The organism is Pedobacter sp. P26 (assembly GCF_050632135.1).
Classification (GTDB): Bacteria; Bacteroidota; Bacteroidia; order Sphingobacteriales; family Sphingobacteriaceae; genus Pedobacter.
In genome coordinates, this window is sequence record NZ_CP192574.1 from 2283370 (window position 1) to 2305174 (window position 21805).

The 21805-nt window shown below is 37.9% G+C and carries 17 protein-coding genes and 1 pseudogene; 5 read left to right on the forward strand and 13 right to left on the reverse strand.

Features of this window, described 5'->3' with window-relative positions:
• Window positions 1-568: 568 nt before the first annotated feature.
• Entirely contained in the window at window positions 569-1405 is an 837-nt protein-coding gene (locus ACQ86H_RS10495; protein ID WP_431294796.1) for a M57 family metalloprotease, read from the reverse strand.
• A 122-nt stretch (window positions 1406-1527) separates the two neighbouring features.
• Here ACQ86H_RS10495 and ACQ86H_RS10500 point away from each other — a divergent pair, with 122 nt between their 5' ends.
• The 4 genes and pseudogenes from ACQ86H_RS10500 (at window position 1528) to ACQ86H_RS10515 (ending at window position 6243) form a co-directional block, all read left to right on the forward strand.
• Window positions 1528-2832: a S8 family serine peptidase gene (locus tag ACQ86H_RS10500; protein ID WP_431294797.1), complete on the forward strand. Its 1305-nt coding sequence runs from the start codon at window positions 1528-1530 to the stop codon at window positions 2830-2832.
• Complete coding sequence (locus ACQ86H_RS10505) at window positions 2829-4151, forward strand: hypothetical protein (protein WP_431294798.1); 1323 nt, start codon at window positions 2829-2831, stop codon at window positions 4149-4151. Before ACQ86H_RS10500 ends, ACQ86H_RS10505 begins: the two co-directional genes overlap by 4 nt.
• A gap of 44 nt (window positions 4152-4195) precedes the next feature.
• Entirely contained in the window at window positions 4196-4351 is a 156-nt protein-coding gene (locus ACQ86H_RS10510; RefSeq protein ID WP_431295374.1) for a T9SS type A sorting domain-containing protein, read from the forward strand.
• 641 nt (window positions 4352-4992) lie between these two features.
• Window positions 4993-6243 (forward strand): annotated as a pseudogene (locus ACQ86H_RS10515) (M28 family metallopeptidase).
• A gap of 79 nt (window positions 6244-6322) precedes the next feature.
• Here ACQ86H_RS10515 and ACQ86H_RS10520 read toward each other — a convergent pair.
• Together ACQ86H_RS10520 and ACQ86H_RS10525 are read right to left on the reverse strand one after the other, a co-directional pair.
• Window positions 6323-6925, reverse strand: a complete 603-nt coding sequence (locus tag ACQ86H_RS10520) for an outer membrane beta-barrel protein (protein ID WP_138821953.1) — start codon at window positions 6923-6925, stop codon at window positions 6323-6325.
• Window positions 6926-7243: 318 nt separating this feature from the next.
• Window positions 7244-7801, reverse strand: coding sequence for an NADPH-dependent FMN reductase (locus tag ACQ86H_RS10525; RefSeq protein ID WP_138821952.1), 558 nt, complete (start codon window positions 7799-7801; stop codon window positions 7244-7246).
• Window positions 7802-7904: 103 nt separating this feature from the next.
• Here ACQ86H_RS10525 and ACQ86H_RS10530 point away from each other — a divergent pair, with 103 nt between their 5' ends.
• A complete protein-coding gene (locus ACQ86H_RS10530) occupies window positions 7905-9107 on the forward strand; it encodes an MFS transporter (RefSeq protein ID WP_431294799.1) in 1203 nt (400 codons plus the stop codon).
• Window positions 9108-9159: 52 nt separating this feature from the next.
• On the opposite strand, the gene ACQ86H_RS10535 is transcribed toward ACQ86H_RS10530, so the two are convergent.
• The 10 genes from ACQ86H_RS10535 to pyrE form a co-directional block, all read right to left on the reverse strand.
• Window positions 9160-9801 (reverse strand): outer membrane beta-barrel protein, encoded by a 642-nt coding sequence (locus ACQ86H_RS10535; RefSeq protein ID WP_168202475.1) that lies wholly within the window; start codon window positions 9799-9801, stop codon window positions 9160-9162.
• A gap of 152 nt (window positions 9802-9953) precedes the next feature.
• Entirely contained in the window at window positions 9954-10451 is a 498-nt protein-coding gene (locus ACQ86H_RS10540; RefSeq protein WP_138821949.1) for a hypothetical protein, read from the reverse strand.
• Between the two features lie 10 nt (window positions 10452-10461).
• The gene (locus ACQ86H_RS10545; RefSeq protein ID WP_431294800.1) at window positions 10462-11115 is read right to left on the reverse strand and encodes an outer membrane beta-barrel protein; all 654 of its coding nucleotides are present in this window, start codon (window positions 11113-11115) and stop codon (window positions 10462-10464) included.
• A gap of 126 nt (window positions 11116-11241) precedes the next feature.
• Window positions 11242-13428, reverse strand: a complete 2187-nt coding sequence (locus ACQ86H_RS10550; RefSeq protein WP_431294801.1) for a M60 family metallopeptidase — start codon at window positions 13426-13428, stop codon at window positions 11242-11244.
• A gap of 274 nt (window positions 13429-13702) precedes the next feature.
• Complete coding sequence (gene clpB / locus ACQ86H_RS10555) at window positions 13703-16303, reverse strand: ATP-dependent chaperone ClpB (RefSeq protein ID WP_431294802.1); 2601 nt, start codon at window positions 16301-16303, stop codon at window positions 13703-13705.
• Between the two features lie 107 nt (window positions 16304-16410).
• Window positions 16411-17427 carry a rhomboid family intramembrane serine protease gene (locus ACQ86H_RS10560; RefSeq protein WP_431294803.1) on the reverse strand — a complete coding sequence of 339 codons (1017 nt, stop codon included), beginning with the start codon at window positions 17425-17427 and terminating at the stop codon, window positions 16411-16413.
• A gap of 239 nt (window positions 17428-17666) precedes the next feature.
• Window positions 17667-18974 (reverse strand): alpha-L-rhamnosidase C-terminal domain-containing protein, encoded by a 1308-nt coding sequence (locus ACQ86H_RS10565; protein ID WP_431294804.1) that lies wholly within the window; start codon window positions 18972-18974, stop codon window positions 17667-17669.
• Between the two features lie 8 nt (window positions 18975-18982).
• A complete protein-coding gene (locus ACQ86H_RS10570) occupies window positions 18983-20338 on the reverse strand; it encodes a family 78 glycoside hydrolase catalytic domain (RefSeq protein WP_431294805.1) in 1356 nt (451 codons plus the stop codon).
• Between the two features lie 125 nt (window positions 20339-20463).
• On the reverse strand, window positions 20464-20862 hold the full coding sequence (locus tag ACQ86H_RS10575; RefSeq protein ID WP_138821944.1) for an SRPBCC family protein: 399 nt from the start codon (window positions 20860-20862) through the stop codon (window positions 20464-20466).
• Window positions 20863-20898: 36 nt separating this feature from the next.
• Window positions 20899-21564 carry an orotate phosphoribosyltransferase gene (pyrE, locus tag ACQ86H_RS10580; RefSeq protein WP_138821943.1) on the reverse strand — a complete coding sequence of 222 codons (666 nt, stop codon included), beginning with the start codon at window positions 21562-21564 and terminating at the stop codon, window positions 20899-20901.
• Window positions 21565-21805 lie beyond the last annotated feature (241 nt).

The following is a 21805-nucleotide window of genomic DNA, read 5'->3' on the forward strand; positions in this document are numbered from 1 at the left end:
GTAGTTCTTCGGTTATTTCAGTCCTGCTATTGCCTATAGTCCCGATTTGAATTTTCTTAAATACAATATTTCCTTAAATCGGGAGCTATTTGGCGCTATCAGGTTTAGAAACAAAGTAGATGCTCTTGCAGCCTCAAAAATGGAATGCTGCATCGGCCACCTAGCCCCGGTTGAAGTGTTACCCTGCAGCAACGAGGCACGAGGCTGCGAAGCGTATAAACGTAAAACGGGAGAGGCTAAATGTTTTGCACAGGTGCTGCGCTCCAAAAAACTCGTTACTGCAGAGACTAACCTTCATTAGTCGTGGTAATTTACCTAGTTAGTGTTCGTTTTAGTGTTATATAGCTTTTTGGAAAGCAGGCTTCGTAGTTCTTCGGTTATTTCAGCCCTGCTATTGCTTTTGCCGTGGCTCGTGTCCTCACGAACCATTTTATTGTTATTTAACCACAGATAAAAAGGATGAACACAGATTCAATCCGCGTTTATCTGTGTCCATCTGTGGACAATAAACAAAAAAGCCCCGAATTTTCGGGGCTTCTGATCTGTTAAGGTAATCCGTTAAGGGTTTTTATTTGTAAAGGTAATTTACAGCAATTACATCATTCGCATTGAAAGTGCGGTTGCCGCCATTAGAACAGGCTAGCATGAATGAAGCTGCATCAGGATTAGAAGGCGTTCCTGGTATTCTTACAGCGCCAACATTTGATGCGCCTTCATTGCCTGCACCACTTGCACCACAGCTAAAAGCACGGTTCATATAATCTGTATGACGGAAACCAATGCAATGGCCAACTTCATGCTGAATTACTGAAGCCAGGTAGAGTAGATTAGGATTGGAACCATAGGCAGCTGAATTGGTGTTCATTCTGATCTGATTAAAAGGCTGACCTGACGAAGTAGGGAAACCAGCAGAGCCTAAAGTTATAAAACCGCCGCTCGGACCTTCGTTAAAACCTACCACATTAATGTTTCCGGTTGTTCCGGCACTAGCCCTTTGGAAAGTAATACGTAAGCCCAGGGAGTTGTATCTCGAAATCATGGTGTTTACCGCATCGCTATATACCTGAGGCAAATTGGTTACCGATACTGTAATTACCCGTGGTAACGATTTAACAATATTTGTGGTTCGGTATTGTTCAGTTTCGGCTATGTTTAAATTTGCACCAGTAGAAGGTTCAGCTAAATTGTCGTCAGTTAAAAGAATATCGCCTTCTACCAGATAACCTTCATCTGTCTTGCGGATATTATCGGTACTGAAGCCTAAGGATTTGATCTGTGATAACTTGTCTGCTGAGATTTCAGTCTTACTTTCTACTGCATTTTCTGTATTATTACTTTTACAGGAATATAGGTTAGTGAGTAAAAGGCATGCTGCTGCAATCGATAAAAAATTAGTTGTTTTCATCTTAGTTAGAATTAAATTAGTTTAGGTTGAATAAGTTAGTTAATAATGTTTGTGGATTACCTTATAAATCCTAATTTAGGGAAGATAAACCATGTAAACAAAATTTTATAATAAAATAATTATTGAAAGTCACTACTGTATTTTTAGTTTTATATTTTTGTCTGTCTGTACTTAGTTTAAACGCACAGATACAACCTGGTGGAATAGATAAAAAAAATGAAAAATATATTTCAAGAACAGGTAACGCTTTAAAGTTAGGGAGCGATCAGTCTGTTTTGGTCAGGTTCAACCGTACCCTAACAGCGGCCGAAATTCAACTGTTGAAACCTCAAAAAAGTCTTTCAGGTGATTATTTTATCGTCGAAAAATCGAATATTGCTACCTTTTCAAACAATATAATTTACCAGGAACAAGCCAACGGACTTTGGAAGGTTAGTGATAGATTGATGAAAGTGCTGAGTAAAAGCAATAAAAGGAACGATTCTATCCTGGTCCGGCTAGCCGTCAAAAATATAAATGCGTTACCCAGGGCTATTGCAAGTTTAAAGATAAAATCAACCGATAATGTAAATCAAATTTGTACTGTTTACCTATCATCAAGCGATTTAATGCTGTTGTTGGAGCTTAATGATATCTTATACGCCGATATTTTGCCTGTTGCTAAAGAGGAGGTGGTTATAAATGGGCTCGACCTGGCTTTAAACCAAATTTCTAACGCCCGAAATCTTTTTCCCGGCATTGATGGTTCGGGTATAAATGTTTCTTTTAAAGAAGGAATGTATGATGCTGCCGATCTTGATTTATTAGGCAAAACGATTACCGGAGCCACTATTGGCAAAATGCCAACCACTCATGCTACCGATATGGCAACGTTAGCTTTAGGAAACGGTAATTCCTTTATCCGGGGTTTAGGCGCGGCACCAAAGGCCAAACTTGCCTATTCTGATTTCAGTAACCTGATGCCCGATCTGATTACTGATTTAAATAAACTTCAGGTTAGCGTTCAAAATCATTCTTATGGTACCGATATCGATAATGATTACGGAATAGAGGCTGCGGCATACGATAAACAGATCTTCGAAACCGATACTTTGATCCATATTTTTTCTGCCGGAAATAAAGGAACAACCACACCTTCAGTAGGCTTTTATCAAGGTATTACTGCCCGTGCCAATTTAACAGGTAATTTTAAGCAGGCGAAAAATCTATTGGTGATAGGAGGGATCAACAGAGAAAATATTTCTGAAAATTTGAGCAGTAAAGGTCCTGCGTACGATGGGCGTGTAAAGCCAGAACTTGTTGCATTGGGCGAAGACGGAACATCAGGCGCTGCAGCGATTACTAGTGGATCGATTGCTTTGTTGGAACAATTTTATCGGCAGAAATATAAAAAGGAGCATCCGCATCACTGGTCAGGGCAACAGTGATTAATTCTGCCGATGATTTAGGCACACCGCAGGTTGACTTTGTGTACGGTTATGGAAAACTGAATGTAGCCCAATCGTTAAAAACTTTAGATGAAAATAGGGCGTCATTATATGAAGTGGCCAAAAATCAGGACTTGCCTGTTTCTTTGGCTATTCCGGCTAATGTAGCTGAATTGAAACTGACTATTGCATGGAATGATCCTCCTGCTGTTGTAAATGCAGCACAAAGTTTAGTTAATGGATTAGATTTAAGTCTCGAAACTCCCACAGGGAGCCAAATCCTGCCTTGGGTATTAAGCAGTTTTCCTCATTTAGATTCCCTTTCAAAACCAGCAGTGCGTAAGGCAGACCTTATCAATAATGTTCAGCAGATTACCCTTGATAATCCACCTACAGGTGCTTATACTATTCATGTCAAAGGTAATAGGATTAAACAAGGTAATAACCAGCCTTTCGCACTGGCTTATCGTTACATATTCAAAAACACTTTTTCCTTTATCTGTCCCGGAAAAAACGAATACTTTTTTGCCAATGAAGATAACTATATCCGTTGGGAGAATACCTATACAAGCAAAACGGGAAACTTGCTGGTGAGTTATGATGGAGGTACTACATGGAAATCAATTGCTTCTGGCGTCGATTTAAGTAAAGGTTTTTACCATTGGAATCCACCAGATCTGTTTGTTAAAGCAGTGATAAAAATGGAAGTGGAAGGAAATGTGATATTGAGCCAGCCGTTTGTTATTTCCAGTCCCAGGATATTAAGTGTTGGCTATTTTTGTAAAGATGGAGTGGCGCTTAACTGGAACCCGCAACCGGGTGCAAAAGACTATACTTTGTACAATATTGCAGATAATATTCTTTCTCCCGTGTTAACCCTTGCTGATACCATAGTTAAGCTTGATACAAACAAGATTAATAGCAAATATTTTGCTGTGGCTGCAAACGGCATAGATTTTACGGGTTTAAAAAGTTATACGATCGATTATACACAGCAGGGAATTGCCTGTTATGTGAGAAATTTATTTGCATCAGTGACCGATGATCAGCGGATAAGAATTGACCTCAGTATAGGCAGTACTTTGGATTTAAAGAACATCATTTGGGAAAAACTGACAGGTCCAAATACTTTTAGTGTTTTACAGCAAACCAAACCCATTTCAAATCAGCTAAATTATACCAGTTTTGATGATAAGCCCAAAGCTGGTATGCAGTTTTATCGTGTTACTTTCGAAACGGCCAACGGTCAGATACAGAGCGATATGGTATCGGTGGTTTTCCTGAAGGAGAATGAATTTTCTTTTTTCCTAACCCTGTAGCTGATTATTTAACCATTATTAGCGGATCATTTGAAGATTATAGCCTGTCTATTTTTAATATATTAGGACAGAAAGTTTTTGAAGAAAAAGCCACAAGTTCAAATAAATTTGCACTTAATGCTTTATCTACAGGGGTGTATGTAGGAGTAATTAATAAAAATGGGCAGCAGTTAAAGAAATTTAAGTTGATTAAGAAATAACGCTAACTATACATGTTTTGTGTAAATCTTTGTGGTTAGCGGGAGGCGTATGTTTGTTCCCGCAGATTTAAGATGATAAACGCTGAAATTTAGAATTAAGGATGCTTAAAGTTTAGTCTGCGTAAATCTGCTACATCAGCGGGAGATCCTCAAATTTTGGATTATAAGTACAGAAACTCCTAATTTCTTCGTATTTTTCAGCAAATGTGATTAATCATTTCAGAAAAAAATCCTTTAAAATGAGAAAATTCCTAATATTTTCTAGCTGTGCACTTCTCTTCCTTGGTTCCTGCAAACAAGGCGCAAAAAGCACTGATGTTAATGCTGATTCTTTAGATATAAAAGCTATTAATGACTCGAGTTTACCCCGATATTTATCTGTTATTGCTGCTGATAGTTTGGAGGGAAGAAAACCCTTTACCAATGGTGAAACCAAAACCATTAATTATCTAAAAGCTCAGTTCGAAAAACTAGGCCTGCAGCCAGGCAATGGAGATAGTTTCTTTCAGGAGGTACCGATGGTAGAAATTAAATCTGTGCCTGAAGATAAAATGTTATTGAAAGGAAAAACTGCTTCGCTAACATTAAGTTATTTAACCGATTTTGTAGCCGGTACCCGCCGTGTGCAAGATGAAGTGAGCATGAGTAACTCGCAACTTGTTTTTGCAGGCTATGGTATCGTAGCTCCGGAATTTGGCTGGAACGATTATGCGAACCTTGATGTAAAGGGAAAAACGGTAGTGGTGTTGATTAATGATCCTGGTTTTGCAGATTCTACTTTGTTTAAAGGTAAAAATATGACTTACTACGGCAGATGGACTTATAAATTTGAAGAGGCTGCCCGTCAGGGAGCCACAGGGATTATTATAGTTCATGATACCGAACCGGCAGCTTATCCGTGGACAGTAGTCCGAAGTGGTTGGTCGAAATCCAAACTTACCCTGCAAAGTGAAGATAATGGAATGAGCAGGGCTGTGGTAGAAGGCTGGATTACTTTAGATAAGGCAAAACAGCTATTTGCATTGGATGGTAAATCATTCGATCAATTGGCATTAAGTGCCCGGAAAAAAGGTTTTAAGGCTGTTGATTTAAATATTAGTACTTCACTAAAAGTTAAAAATACCATTAAGAAATCGGTTACTTATAATGTTCTGGCTAAAATACCAGGCGATAAACGTAAAGATGAAGCTATTATTTATTCTGCACACTGGGATCATCTTGGGGTAGGAGAGAAAGTACAAGGCGATTCTATTTATAACGGAGCGGTTGATAATGCAACAGGTGTAGCCGCTTTATTTGAAATTGCTTCGGCATTTAAAAAATTACCTAAAGTACCTGGGCGTACCATTCTGTTTATTTCTTATACAGCTGAATAGCAAGGTCTTTTAGGGTCTGAGTATTATGCCAAACATCCTGTTTTTCCATTGGATAAAACTGTTGCCAACATCAATATGGATATGATGGGAATAGCGGGTAAAACGAAAGATATTGTCGTGTACGGCTTTGGTCAGTCAGAACTGGAAGATTACGCTACGGAAGCAGCTAAGAAGCAGGGGCGGGTAATTGTGCCAGATCCTGTTCCATCATCCGGATTGTACTACCGGTCCGATCATTTTAATCTGGCAAAGGTAGGTGTACCTTCATTATTTACCGGTTCGGGTGTAAATAACATCAAAAACGGCAGAACATGGGGATTAAAGCAGGTGGCCGATTTTACCAAATTCCGCTACCATTCGCCACAGGATAATTTCGATGCCAAAGCCTGGGATTTGTCAGGTATTATAGAAGATGTCCGGATGCTTTTTGATATGGGCTACCGCATCAGTAATGAAACTTCTTATCCGGAATGGAAGGACGGATCGGAATTTAAAATCATCAGAGAAAAGAAATAAACAAAGAGCGTCCCGGTGGTAAACCGGGACGCTCTTCGAAAAAAGTCATTTTATTAAGTTTCCCCTAAGGGATAATTAATTAAAAGTAGAACTGTACACCTAATCTTGGTGAGAAAGTATCAGCGTTTAAGCCGAAAGTATTGGTTTTAACTTTAGCGCCAGTTCCTTCAGCTTTAACAGTATAATTGTCGTAGCTTAAACCTTTAACTGAAAGTTCGATACCGATTTTCTTAGTTGGGAAGAAAGCAAAACCTGGAGCAAGTTCTACGCCGATTTTAGTAGTAGTACCTAATTTAACTGCGTTGTCGCCATTAGCATCAGTTGCTTTTAACTCACCAAATGCCAATGGTACTGATAATTGTCCGAAGAATTTAAATTGATCAGATAAACCAACATAGTAACGGCCAAATGGAGCAACTTTAAAAGTCCCTTCTTGAGTTTTGTTGCTTACTTTTTTATCGTATTCATAACCAACACCCGTACCGATTGCAAAATTATTGCTGATAAAATAACCAACACTTGGTAATACACTAAAGTTAAAATCTGCTTTTGGAGCACCATCAACTTTCGTAGAATTAACACCTACATTACCACCCAACATAAAATTTCCTTTTTCAGTTTGTGCTTGTGCACCATAAACTAAACCTGCTACTGCTACTAAAGATAATAATAGTTTTTTCATCTTTTTTATTATTTATTTGTGATTAAAATATAGCCAATTTTACTTTTTTTAATTTCTGACTATATTTGAATAAAAGTCAACACTTGTGCCAGAAAACTTCTTCAGCGTCATCAAAAAATCAGTTTTTGCTCAACTGCTTAATGCACAAACAGATGTAAATTTAATGTTAATTCAATATTATTTTCGTGTGACGAAAAATCAATCGATTGATTAATTTTTGAGGTATGACAAATTGACAATCTGACTTTTTTTGTAAAAATGTCAGATTTTAGGGTGTTCAGAATGGCAGAATTTTAGAAGTGTGATCGTGGTTAGGGATTAAACCTTGCTTGCCGAAATGAGATTTTCTATTTTCTTTTGGATAATAGAGATTGTTTTTTCGTCATTTAAATTTCCATCCGCATCAAACTTATTTTGTGCTTGTGCAATCAGTACTTCCGGCTGTAAAACAGGATTCATATTTAAAAAGGTAAAAACAGGCGAAAATGCCATTTGCATTCTAACAGTTCCCCATAAGCCTTGAGTAGCACCCATCACGGCAACTGGTTTATGCATCAAAGGCGAATCTTTGCCGCGGCTTGCCCAGTCAATGGCATTTTTTAATCCACCAGGAATAGAATAGTTATATTCGGGCGAAGCGATAATAAAAGCATCTGCAGCAGCCAGAGACTCCCTGAATTTCGTTACGCTTGCAGGTCGTTCTTCGGTTTCTGGCAAATCATGGTCGGCATTATAAACGGGGATGTCATCATAGGCTACAATTTCAAATTCGAAACCTTCTGGGATCAATCCGCCTGCCACTTTAAGTAACATCGCATTATAAGATCCTTTTCTCAAACTTCCGCATAAACCAACAATTTTTCTGTTCTTTTCCATTGCTATTAAACCAGAACATTATCAAAATGTTTGGTTTTTGCAAGGACAATATGTGTAGTTTAAAAATTTATAATCACTATTTTTGGCCTGTAAGCTATTCGTTATGACTGAAAATACACCTACTACCTCCATTATTGAAAAAACTGTTTTTCCGATCCTTTTTGCTTTAAGTTTTTCGCATTTATTAAATGATACGATACAATCTTTAATTCCAGCTATTTACCCTGTCATCAAAACCAGTTATCATTTAAGTTTTTCGCAGATTGGTTTAATTACTTTAACTTTTCAATTGGCTGCATCGCTTTTACAACCATTTGTAGGTTTATATACGGATAAAAAGCCTCAACCTTATTCGCTTGCAACAGGGATGGGATTTACCCTCGTCGGTTTAGTTTCGCTTTCCCAATCAACTCATTTTTATACCATATTAATTTCAGTTTGTTTTATTGGGATAGGTTCTTCTATATTTCATCCGGAAGCCTCAAGGATGGCGCATGCCGCATCTGGAGGAAAGAGGGGATTAGCACAATCTGTTTTTCAGTTGGGAGGTAATGCAGGTAGTTCTTTAGGTCCACTATTGGCGGCCTGGATTATTGTACCATACGGGCAATTCAGCGTGATCTGGTTTTCGGTAATTGCACTTTTGGCTATTATTATTTTAACCTATGTTGGTAATTGGTACAAAGGATTTATGCTTTCGAGAAGTAAAAAGGTCAATATTCAAACTGTTGTTAATCAATTTTCGAGAGGAAAGGTGATCTTTTCGGTTTGCATTTTACTCTTGTTAATTTTCTCGAAATATTTCTATATGGCGAGTTTAACCAATTATTTTACCTTTTACCTCATCGATAAATTTCATGTCTCAGTACAAACTTCACAGATTTATTTATTTGTATTCTTATTCTCGGTAGCTGCCGGAACGTTGCTTGGCGGACCCATAGGCGATAAAATTGGGCGAAAATATGTGATATGGGCGTCGATATTGGGTACGGCACCTTTTGCATTGTTGCTGCCGCACGCCAGTCTGTTCTGGGTTGGTGTGCTCATTGTTCCCATCGGGATGATTTTAGCATCGGCATTTTCGGCCATTTTGGTTTATGCGCAAGAGCTCATCCCGGGCAAGGTAGGTTTAGTTGCCGGACTGTTTTTTGGCTTCGCCTTTGGTATGGGCGGCATCGGATCGGCCTTGTTGGGTAAATTAGCAGATTCTACCAGTATTGAATATGTATTTAATGTTTGTGCATTTCTGCCTTTGATTGGGTTGTTGACAGGGTTTTTGCCAAATATTGAGACGAAGAAGAAATAAAAAACCCATCCATTTTTAAGGGGATGGGCCAAAGCTTTACTAGTTGAAGAGGTTAAAATAGGATATAAATTTTAAATCCGAGGTTGTTGATAAATCCCTGACTACTTAAATTGAATGAAGTATATTCGCTTTTGGTAAAAGAGTTATTGGCGTTAACCTCATTTTGTTCTGTTTTGCTGTAGGCAATATCTGCCGATAACAAACTTGTTTCTAATGCAAATCTTTTAGAAACAAACCAGGTGATACCTCCATAAGCGCCTACAGCGTATTGGTTGGAAGTATAACTGGTTAATTGTGGGTAAGTGTTAGTAAATTCGCTGTTATTTTTACTGTGTGTATAGGAGGCTTTTCCACCTGCATACGCAAATAAGGTTTTTACAAGAGGGAAATAGTGCTGATAACTTAGGTTACCACCATAGCTTTTTTGCTCTTGGTTATTCATATTGTCGTTCCCATAAGTATTTTTATTTAGTCCATAAGTCAAATCCAACCCAATTTTATTGTTGTCTTTAAAAAAATAGCCATACCCTAATGTAAAAGAGTTATTTTTTGCTTTGTTTTCGTAGTTGTTTCCCGTGAGTTTGTTGGTAGTTGAATTAACACCAAAGCTTAAAGCGTTTGTTCCTTTTGTTTGCGCGAAACCGCATAGGGAGATACCCACGGCCATAGCCGTAACTAATAATTGTTTTTTCATTTTCATTTGTGTTTTTGTGTATCCAATGATAAAATAAAAAAATGAAATAAAACTATATGTTTAGTTGTTTTTGTTTTAATTACTTGATTATCAGGATTAAAAAAATCAGGGCTAAATATTAACCTTGATTAAAACAATTAATGATATATAAATTATTGACAATTGAGTCTTTCAATAAAGTAATAGGTATCCAGTGCATCTTCCGATTCGCGGTCATCATTTTCATTAGTGATTGATTTTACTTTCCCATCACTTTTTTGAGAACCACTGTTATTGTACTCAAATCTGATATTGCCAACCGATTTAATTTTTCCATCTTCTGATTTAAAAACCGAATTGTAATATTCAATTCTAATATCACCAATGGCTTTGATTTTTCCATTCTCAGAAGGGAATACACTATTGTAATATTCTATTCTTGTATCGCCAATTAATTTTACTTTTCCGTCTTCAGATTTAAAAACCGAATTATAATATTCAATTTTGGTACCATCAATAGATTTGATTTTTCCATCCTCCGAAGGGAATACACTGCTGTAATATTCTATTTTACCACGAAAGCGTTGAGCATTTGCATGATTGGAAAAACTGAAAAGCAATAACAAGCTTATGCTTATCAGGCCTAAAATTTTGGTGAATATATTTTTCATTTAATTGATGTTAAAAGTGATAATTGAAGGTAAGTGTTGGTGTGAAATTTTGCAGGGCGAGTTTCAGGTTATTGGTTTTGTTGTAATTGTAGAGCGATTCTTCCGCATAGTAATTTTGATGAAAGAAAGATACAACCGGTAATGAAAACTCCAATGCAGCATGTTTTGATATGAAATAACTAAAGCCAGGACTTATGCTTGCACCCCATCCCTTTATTTTAGCATCTGTTCGGATCAGGTAACCTTCATCATCAATGCGGTTAAAAGTATTTACCTGTAGGAGCAGATTGGCTTGCATGAAAAACTTAAAACGATCTTTAACGTCGATGTATTTGCGTACGAAAGGAGAAAAACCAAGGCTAAATTCCTTTACTCCACGCTGTTCTTCGTAATATCCGTATTCTTCATTCCATGCGATATAATTTTCACCCCTGAGTTTTGAAAGATTTAAAGGGATTTCCAAGCCTATGGCAAAATTATTGGATAAAAAATAGCCTCCCCTTGGCGTTAAGGTAAAAGTGTTTAAACTGGGCGATGAGCTGTTTTGTTTGGAAGTTCCAAAACTCAGGCTTCCTCCAACAAAGCCTCTTCCTTTTTCAGTTTGGGCATAGCTGCGCCAACTAACGGCGCATAGGAGTGCCATAATGATTAATTTAGGTTTCATTTTATTTGTGTTTTTGTGTGTAATCAATAATAATCATTATTGAAACAAAAAGCAAAAAAAGCAACTATCATGTTAGTTACTTTTTAAATGAAAAATCCCGCAGATTTAGCTACGGGATAATATGCGTTAATGTGGAAGGTAAGCAACAAGCTCGGTTGGGAGCCAGGTTTTATAGTTGCGTGTATTGCTTTTTGCTTTTTCACTCACCGGTATTTTCCAGACTTCGAAAAAGGAAGATAAATTGGCATTAGTCGTTTTACAGATCGTTGTATACCAGAGATCGATCCGTTGTTGGTTACTCAGCGGATGGTCGTAGTATTTGCTAGGATCCATTTCGCGGTATATTTTGTTGGCTTTGATGATAGAGTCCCAGCCAAAATTTTCAATGATCTGGATGTACATACTTAATGCTAGAAACGGATCTTTTCCCCATTTTTCAAAAGTAGGCTGATTTTGAAGGTAACTTTGAATTTTTTTCTCCACTTCCTCTTTATTTCGGATCGCATCATGGTTATAAAGTCCTTTTTTCAGCACTTTATCATACACGTAAATCGAGTAAAGATTGGTGGTTACTTCACTAACTTCGTCCATATCAAGGCCCCAAAATTGATGGCGATGCCCCAACTCATGAAAGTGCCCCCAGCTTCCTTTTGTGCCTACAATTTTTTCATCAAGCATCCAGGCGCAACTTTGATCATCGGGTGCCACAATTTTATCCCAGACGGTATACATATAACCGTAGGCAACCTGGTTATCAATAATGATCCTTTCTGGATGTGTTCTGTTCCTGTTAATGATGGCCAGATCGGCATCAGCATCCATAACCTGATCCCAGAATTTCATTAACGATTCCGGATTTTTCAAGTTTTTGATCCGATAAGAGGGAACGGTAAGAATAATGTTATTGGTGGCAAGTTCAGCCCATGGTGCAGGGTTATTTTTAATCGTTTCCCATTCGGCAAGGGTATTCTTTTCTAACTTGTAATAAGGCGCCTTAACCACAGCACTTGCTGTAATAGTGATTGATTTTAGCGTACAACTATCCGAAATCTTGATGTATAACAGTCCGCCATAAGGTGAAAAAACGGTTGTCGTATCTTTATCCAGTTCGAATGATCTGGTTAAATCAAAACCGGCCCTTACCAGATTATCCATGTGTTTTAAATCATCGTTGTGGATACCGATCTGAGCTTTTAAATGTTGATTTTTGTATTTAGGATCGACCACAATGCTGACTTTCTCACCTGCTGGTACGTAAACACCGGTACTGTGCAGCCTATAATAATCCGGATAGGGGTCTGCTAATCCCTGCGATCCTACTTTTACATCTATATTGATCTGCTCAACAGTCCTTTTTGCGTTTTTAGGCACTTCGCCTGGAAATGATTTACTTTCCGGGTAAACAAAATCTGTCGCTTTATCTATATTATGGCTTTTGTCAAAAAGATATTTTGAAAATTGATAACCTGCTTTTTTCGCCGGCGTAGAAATATCAATTGGATTTTTGAGCGTTGGAACAGCTAATGTATCACTAATCGCTAAAATGGATTTTAACTTTTTGATGATTTGACTGGTATCAGCATTGTTTGAAAAGGTAAGTTCAAGATTTGGCTCCATTCCATAAGCATACTCAGTTGGATCAATGGCTTTAAAAGCAGGGTTTGCCAACTGTTTAAAGATAGCTTTCACACTAAGATAAAAAGGAACATCTTTTAAATTTAAGGTATCGTTAATGTGATTTGCCTGAATTAAACTATAGGCATTAAATATCCCTGCCTTGGCGAGCAAACTGTTTATTTTAACCAGGTCGTTGAGGTAGGACTTAGTTTGGTCGCGATGTTTAAAAATACCCGGATAGGGGGAACCGTATACCAAACTTCCACCATCAGATATGTATTTTTCAATGGCTTTAAGTTCCGTTGTATCTTTTACATCATTTGTTAAAAAGTAAATGTCGGTACCGGACTGTAATTTACTCCCATCTGCTATGTAAACTTTTACCTTGTTGGCTTTTAATGCATTGAGCAACGCTGCATCAGCTGTTTTGGTTGCAGCTACTTTAAGTTTTTTAGGGGGAGTGCTTACACTTTCGAGTATGTTTTTTAATAGTTTTTGGACATTATGATCGCTCAATAATTTGCTTTCAAAATACTCGGATGAGCCTATAGCAAAAATCTGTCCTTTACCTAAGGCACTGCTCATGATCACTGTAGTTGAAACTTCTACCTGTGGGGCGAGCCTGTGTGTTGCTACGATATTAGGTGCTTCGTTAGTGGTATAAAACGCCGAAACAAATTTGCCTGTATCAGGCATAGGTAAAGACTTGACGTCTTTTAAAAGTGCTGATTTTTGAAATTTTTGTGAAAAAATTTGAGTCGAAAAGCACATCAAAATAAAGAGCAGATAGGTTTTTAGATTCATCTTTAAGAGGTTGTGGTTACAATTTTAAGCATCTAAAACTGCTGTCACAACAGGCTATTTGTTAAAAAAAGCTAAAATATGCCTGGTCTTTTCCCTAAGCTTTTAAAATTTATAACAAAAAAAATCCCGCCTCAATTTAATTGAGACGGGATTTGATCGGTATGTATTAATCAATGTTTTGGTTCAGGAACACAAACTTATGATCGAACATATCTAACTTAATTTTGCTGTCTTTATCTATCTTACCCGCCAATATCTCTTTAGAAAGCTCATTTAAGATTCTTTTTTGGATTACCCTTTTTAACGGTCTTGCACCAAACTGAGGATCGTAACCCAATTGTGCCAGCCAGTCTAAAGCTTCATCACTGGCATCCATCTCTATACCCATTTCTGCCAATGTTTGCTGTACTTGTTTAAACTGTAAGCTTACAATATTCCTGATTTCGCTACGGTTTAACGGGGTAAACATAATCAGCTCATCAATCCTGTTCAAAAACTCCGGACGAATGGTCTGTTTCAATACCTCAAACAATTCGTTTTTGGTTTTGGCAATTACCTCATCGCGGTTTTCGTCGCTTAAATCTTTAAAATTATCCTGAATTAAATGTGCGCCGATATTCGAGGTCATGATAATGATGGTATTTTTAAAATTAACCGTTCTACCTTTATTATCAGTTAAACGTCCGTCATCCAATACCTGTAACAGAATATTAAATACATCCGGATGTGCTTTTTCGATCTCATCAAGCAATACCACTGAGTAAGGTTTACGTCTAACGGCCTCGGTTAACTGCCCACCTTCATCATAACCAACATATCCCGGAGGCGCTCCAATTAACCGTGACACGGCATGGCGCTCCTGGTATTCACTCATATCAATACGGGTGAGTGCATTTTCATCGTTGAATAAAAATTCGGCAAGGGCTTTTGCAAGCTCCGTTTTACCCACACCGGTAGTACCTAAAAAGATGAAAGAGCCAATTGGTTTACGTTTATCCTGTAAGCCTGCACGCGAGCGGCGGATGGCATCAGAAATGGCTTCAATTGCTTCGTCTTGACCAGCCACGCGCTGATGTAACTCTTCTTCTAAGTGAAGCAATTTTTCGCGCTCACTGGCAATCAGTTTCGTAACCGGAATACCTGTCCAACGACCAACCACACCTGCAATATCATCGGCCGTAACTTCTTCTTTCAGCATTCGGCTATCGGTTTGCTGGCTTTCTAAATCGGCTTTAAGCTTTTCAACTTTATCCTGAGCCTCTTTAATTTTTCCATAACGGATTTCAGCCACTTTGCCATAATCTCCGGCACGTTCAGCTTGTTCGGCCTCTAATTTATAATGCTCAATCTGCTCTAATTCATTATTTACCGCGTCTACAAGGTCTTTTTCTCCTTGCCATTTCGCTTTAAATTCATCACGTTCTGCTGATAAATTGGCAATTTCTTCTGAAAGTTCCTGAACTTTTCTATCATCTTTTTCGCGTTTAATGGCTTCGCGTTCAATTTCTAAACGCATAATCTCACGGTCTAAAGCATCAACATGTTCTGGCACACTGTCCATTTCCATGCGCAGTTTAGATGCCGCCTCGTCCATTAAATCGATGGCCTTATCTGGTAAGAAACGGTCTGAAATATAGCGCTGACTCATTTCTACAGCCGCAATAATGGCCTCATCTTTAATCCTTACTTTATGGTGGGTTTCGTAACGTTCTTTTAAGCCACGAAGGATAGAAATGGCATCCTGGGTATCAGGTTCTTCAACCATTACTTTCTGGAAACGACGCTCCAATGCTTTATCTTTTTCTAAATATTTCTGGTACTCGTCCAAAGTAGTTGCACCAATGGCACGCAACTCTCCTCTGGCCAGGGCAGGTTTTAAAATATTCGCTGCATCCATCGCGCCTTCGCCACCGCCAGCACCTACCAAAGTGTGGATCTCGTCAATAAACAGAATAATATCACCATCACTCTGTGTAACTTCTTTAACTACAGCTTTTAAGCGTTCTTCGAACTCGCCTTTGTATTTTGCACCGGCAATAAGCGAACCCATATCAAGAGAATAAACCACTTTGCTTTTCAGGTTTTCAGGCACATCACCTTTAATAATCCTGAAGGCAATTCCCTCTGCAATGGCTGTTTTACCCACACCAGGCTCACCAATTAAAATCGGGTTGTTTTTGGTTCTTCGTGATAAAATCTGGATCACGCGACGGATTTCTTCATCACGGCCAATTACCGGATCCAGTTTTCCGCTCTCGGCATATTCGTTTAAATTCCTGGCGTATTTACTTAAGGCCTGATAAGTAGCTTCGGCATTTTGATCGGTTACCCGGTTATCACCACGTAATTCTACAATGGCTTTTTTGAGGTCTTTTTCGTTAACGCCCTGTTCTTTTAATAATTTCGAGGTGCTATCGTTAACGGCCAAAACGCCTAATAATAAATGTTCTACAGACACAAATTCATCTTTGAACTCTTTTAAAAACGTCTGCGCTTTCTGTAAAACGCTATTTGCATTAGATGACAGATAGACATTACTTCCACTCACTTTCGGGAATTTAGCAATCTCTGCATCTAAGTTTTGATTTAGTGAATTAAGGTTAACGTTCAGTTTCTTTAAAACATAAGAAACTACGTTTTCATCAACAGTAAGCAGACCTTTAAGCAGGTGTGCCGTTTCAATAGCCTGTTGCTGATTGCCTTGGGCTATTTCAGAAGCCTGTTGAACTGCTTCCTGGGCTTTTATGGTAAAATTGTTAAAGTTCATATTTCCTTTCAGGTCAAAACAAATGCCATATCTGTTTTGATTTTACAATCGGAAATTTTGTCGGTAAGATTTTGTTTTAAGTGACTAAATTGCTGAATTTTAGTAGTTTAAGCTGAAAATTTGTCTGATTTTACATTGTTGATTTGAAGATATATTATAGTTAACAAAGCTCCGCAGAATAAACCAGCAAAATGCGCAACATGATTTACACTTCCTTTCAAAAATCCATTAACTGTAGTCATTATTGTAATAGCTGCTATATTAATGATTATAAATTTACGCAGTTCAATAGCTATTTTTTTGTTGGTTAGCATGCCTGAAAAAACGCCTAAAAGCCCAAATATAGCACCTGATGCCCCTACAGTTAGGGTGTAATCCGTTAGATAAAAACTTATCAAATTTGCAAAAAAGCCTGTGAGCATATAGATAATAGCAAACTTTACATGCCCTATGGCCGGTTCTAGAATTGCACCTATATAAAATAGCATAATCATGTTCATTAAGATATGAGGGAAATTACTATGTAAAAAGATAGCGGTTAGGAATCTCCACCATTCTCCACTTATAATTGCAGGTTTAAAGTACGCGCCGGCAGCAATTAGTGTTTCCTGATCAAAATTTTTAAAGAAAAAGCCCGAAGAGGTTAGCATAACGACATAAATTAATATGTTGATATCCAATATTATTGTAGTGACAAAAAATAGCCTGGAAGGAATAAATATCTTTAAAAAGCTTTTAAAACTATCTATTTTATAGAGATTTAATATCGGAATAGGAACATTCGCATCTAAAATTTTATTTGCCATTTTCTTCAGTTCTTTTTCACTTATCAGTTGCTTTGTATATTCGTAATGGGATAGGAATTTATTTAGATATACTTTATTCCTGGAATCTTCGGCAATTATTATCAGATCATCAATGCACGTTAATGTCACCTCATTATTTTGTATTACTATCGTAAATATACTATAAGATGAATGGTACTTAGAATGATTTATAGAAGCAGTCAGACGTTGTTCATTGTAGACAGAAACTTCCCACCCCAGATTTTCAATCGTTAGATTTGCTAAAGCAATAAAATGTGCAGGTGAATTTTCTACGAGTTTAAATTTAATTGTGGCCATAAATATCTCACAAGATATTCAATAATTACAATTCTTCGCGCCAGTTTAAATTTTTATAACAAACATAAATGGCCCATTGCTGTCGCACTAAGCGTAGTCGATTGCTTTATTAATGCGTTGAAATGGTATTCGATTACGCTCAGGCTGACATACGAAATAAATTTTATTTAATTTATAAACAGGCTCTTAGTTAAAGATTTTAATGTTGATGCAATGATTTGTTCTTGGCCTAAACCAGGTTAATGCTTGGCTTTGTTCTCAATGACGTATTTTCCTGCTGGTAATTCAATTTTATTTATACTGATTTTTCCATTAATAATAACTTCCATGTTGCGAACAATAGGCAATTCCATGCTTGCTGTAGAATTTGCCGGGATCGTGATGTCGTATCTGATACCTGTATCTGTCCTTTTCCATACACTGATAATCTTCCCATAAGGACCAATGTGGCTGGCTTCGAAAGAATTCAGGCCTTCCACCACATGAGGATTTAGTATTACATGTTTAAAGCCGGGCTGTTTTTCATCAGGCTTAATACCACCAGGAGATTTGTACAACCAGGCACCAATTTCTCCAAACATAATGTGGTTCATTGAAATGTCTGATTTTGCATCTATAGGCCAGTTCTCGTATAAAGTGGTGGCTCCGTTTTCCATCCACCAGCCCCAGCTTGGGTAGGTTTTTTGTGCTGCAACTTTATACGCAATATCGCTGTAACCATTTTCGCTCAGTGCATTTAAAATGGCTTTTGTGCCTAATAATCCAACATCCAAATGGAACCCATCAGCTTCCACACGTTTAGCTAAATTTTCGGCAACCAAAGCAACAGATTCTTCGGGTACAATTTTCCAGTATAATGGAACACTCATTTCGGTTTGGATACCCGTATTATAAACGCCTTTTTCTTTATTCAGGTATTTGGCGTTAAAAGCATCTTTTACTTTTTTAGCTAGGGTCGTATATTTAAGGTAATCATTATTTTTACCGAGAATTTTGGCCGCCTTAGCCAAAATCACTACATCGGCATAATAATAACAGGTTGAAGTCAGTTCTACAGGAGATTTAGATTTTACCGGTATCCAATCGCCCAAACCCCAGGTGGTTAAACCTGTTGGGTAAGTTTCGTCAATATGGTTCACGTATTTTCTGATATTTTCGTAACAATCGGCAAGTAGTTTTTTGTCTCCATAAAACAAGTAAACATTCCATGGAATGATGGCGATAGTACTTGTCCAGTCTGGTCCGTTGCCCCATTCGTAGCCCCAGCCGTCAGTAGGAATAATAGAAGGTAACACGCCGTTCGGCTGTTGTTCATCACGGTGATCGGCCAGCCACTTTTCGTAAATGGTAATGCCATCAAATCCGTAAAGCCCCGTTTCTATTGCAATCTGCGCATCACCTGTCCAGCCGTTTTTCTCCCTTTGCGGGCAATCGGTCGGGTAACCAAAAAGATTAGATAAGTAAGAATTATTGGTGGCATAGTAGATTTTATTAATGATCGGTTCTGAAGATTTAACATCACCAACCACTGGCACATCGCTATGCATAAAATAGCCTACCAGATCTTCTTTTTCAACTGCACAGGAGCAGAGCTGGTTACCTCTATATATTGAAAACCTTTATAGTTAAAATGCGGCATAAAACTTTGTGCACCTTTTCCATTTAGGATTAAAATATCGGTCTGAAATGGATCAGTATTATCTGTTGGACGGTAATGGGCATCGATGTTTGAAATATCTACATGGCCGTTAGGATATAAACGCTCGCCATGTTTTAGTTTAATAACAGTTCCCGCCGGACCGCTTAGCGTGATTTTACTTACACCAGAAATATTCCTGCCCAGATCGAACAGGTAGGTGGTATCATTAAATTTTCTTAAACTTTTGCTGGCTATTTCTTCAACATTGCGGATGGGGTGCATGGCCTGTGCAACAACGTTTTTAGATGGTGCTGAACGGTAAATCACATTTTTCCAATCTGTATCGTCGAAATTTGGCATGTTCCAGCCTGCTTTTTCCAGACGGGCATCGTAATGTTCGGCGGTATAAATACTATTAAAAATAATTGGACTTAAAGTTGTTTTCCATTCTTTACCCGATTTAATGGTTTCGGTTGTACCATCCTCGTAAGTGATGCGAACATCAAGACAAAAGGTAGGCCTGTTGCGCCAGGGGGCACGGTCGAAATCCCAGACTGCAGTTGATTGGTGATTGTACCATCCATTGCCTAACAATACACCAATAGCATTTTTGCCTTTCGTAATGGCATTAGTTACATCGTAAGTAACATATAAAGTACGCCTGTCAAAACGCGTATACATCGGGTCCATACGGTGGTTGCCAATTTTCTTCCCATTGATTGATAGTTCGTACAATCCGGCTACAGCAATATAGGCTCTGGCTGACTTGATTTTTTTAATTGTGGTAAAGGTATTCCGGAAATAGGGTGCGGGCTTAAGTTTTGTATTTTCGTTATCCGAAATCCATGCGCCACGCCAGTTTTCCATTTTCATCATGCCCGTTTCAAAGCTGGCAATGTAGGTTTTATCTGATTTGTTATTTTTCCCATCTGCAATATCAACCCGCCAGAAATATTTGGTAAAAGGTTTTAGTTGTTGCCCGGAATAAATAACCAGGTTATCATCTGATTTTATCCAGCCGGTGTTCCAAAGTTTTCCGCTAGCTTTAACAAGCATTGCTGAATCGGTATCAACCAGAATGCGGTAGGCTGTTTGTTTTGCTCCCTGGCTGGCATCGTTCATTTGCCAGGTAAAACGCGGATTTAGATTGTCTAAGCCAATCGGATTAACCAGGTATTCGGTTTTTAAAGCAGTTAGCGATTGAGCAAATATTTTGGAAATAGTGGCAAGGGGAAAAACTAAAGCAGTTACCAGGAGAAATCTGAGGTTCATAGTTTAAAGGTTATTCAGAATAACTAAGGTATTAAAATAATGCACTGATAAATGAACGCAATAGAATTTTTACGCATAAAAAAAGACGAAGGTTAATTCGTCTTATATATCTGTGTAATGGCTTACTATCCCAAGATTTCTTTCAGTTTTTCAGTCTGATGATCAGCAAGTTTTTGCAAAGGACCAGATGCTAACATCTTCATCATCATGTTTAAATCAGCTGAAATGATGTGTTTAGCAGTAGTTGTTCCATTTCCATTATCTGCAACTGTCCATTTTAATTCAACATCAAAAGGTGCTTTCTCACTCGGAATTGCAGTTATTTCTTCGTTTTCAACGCGATTAGAAATCTTAATGGCCAATTTCGCCATATTCTGAATGGTAAATCGTGCATCATCTTCAGTAGATTCCCAGTTGTAAATGTTCTCTGGCATCAATTGCTGATGATTGTTCATATTGGATAGAAAAGTATAAACCTCAGCAACCGGTTTATTAACTTCTACTGTGCTTTCTATAACAGTCATTATATATTTGTCTAGATTTTGTTTTTTACTCCAAACTTAGGACTCTGAACTCAAAACTTGACCTTGTCCCCATTCTGAAGGATTTAAGCGCCATTTGCCTAATAATTCCATATCGCTTTTGGCAATAATACTGTGCTCGGCAGCATAATCGATTAAAGCAGCATAATTAGATAAGGTGAGGTAACGGCATTTTGCAGCGGCAAAATTTTCGTCTGCTTTTTCGAAACCATAGGTAAAAATTGCAGCTAAACCTGCTACTGATAAACCTGCAGCCCTTAAAGCTTCAACAGCCTGTAAGCTGCTTTTTCCGGTCGAAATTAAATCTTCTATCACCACTACACGCTGGCCTTCTACTACTTCGCCTTCTATTAAACTTCCGGTACCGTGTTCTTTAGCTTTTGCCCTTACATAGATAAATGGTAAACCTAATTCCTGCGCTACTAAAACGCCCTGCGGGATACCAGCGGTTGCAACACCTGCAATAACATCTACAGAACCAAATTCTTCTTGTATGGCCTGTGCCAGTTTCTGACGGATGTAAGTTCTAACCTGAGGGTGGGAAAGGGTAATTCTATTGTCGCAATAAATTGGCGATTTCCAGCCCGATGCCCAAGTGAAGGGATTGTTTGGCTGTAATTTAATTGCTTTTATCTGTAATAAAAATTCCGCTACCTTTAATTCAATATCACTTTTATTATACATGGCTCAAAATTACAGATTTATTTGTGTTTGTCATAACGTTTATTAAGTCCCTTTGTTTTGCATCGGGCAAATAAAAATGTGGAAATCTGGATTTGATTTCGACATTTCAATACTTCAAATATCTGAAATTTTGATGGATGCTAAAAGGGATTTCTTGCCACTTCCTGTAAATCAGGATGATAAAGAATAGTTGGGTTTGCAATGGGCTTATAATTAACTTGGGGTTAGCTTTTTGTAACAA